Source organism: Micromonospora sp. DT44 (genome assembly GCF_049841635.1).
In the GTDB taxonomy this organism is placed as follows: Bacteria; Actinomycetota; Actinomycetes; order Mycobacteriales; family Micromonosporaceae; genus Micromonospora.
This window is the reverse complement of record NZ_JBNCKS010000183.1, coordinates 1-352: the sequence shown is the minus strand read 5'-3', so window position 1 is coordinate 352 and position 352 is coordinate 1. Positions and strand designations below refer to the sequence as shown.

Sequence of the window (352 nt, the reverse complement as noted above, 5' to 3'; positions counted from 1 at the left end):
AGTCCGAGTCCCAGCCGCGCTGAAAGAACAGAGAGGACGTCTCATGGTTAATAAGAAGAGGACCGAAGAAGAGTGGGAAGCGTTCGACGAGATAGCACGAGACTACTACAAAGATGGCCAAAAAAATCTGCTGCCAGCCCCCTCGCAAACATACGAGAGGCAGGCCACCAACGGGATTGTGGTACACCTCGGACGAGACCTTTATAATTGGCTGCGGGAGGGCAGGCGGATTCCCGGTGACATGCCCGAGGATCTGAAGGATTTTTTGGAGGGTCGCGGAGCGATCGGCGACGTGGCGAAGGCGGTCGCGCCCAGCGCTGCCAAGTTCAGTAGTGACGCTAGGTGGGAGGCG

1 protein-coding gene is annotated in these 352 nt (G+C 57.7%); it reads left to right on the top strand.

Going from position 1 to position 352, the window contains the following annotated elements; translation table 11 throughout:
- Positions 1–43: 43 nt before the first annotated feature.
- Positions 44–352, top strand: a 309-nt coding sequence (locus tag ACLQ25_RS32845; RefSeq protein WP_425734611.1) for a hypothetical protein, incomplete at its 3' end; no start/stop codon positions are given.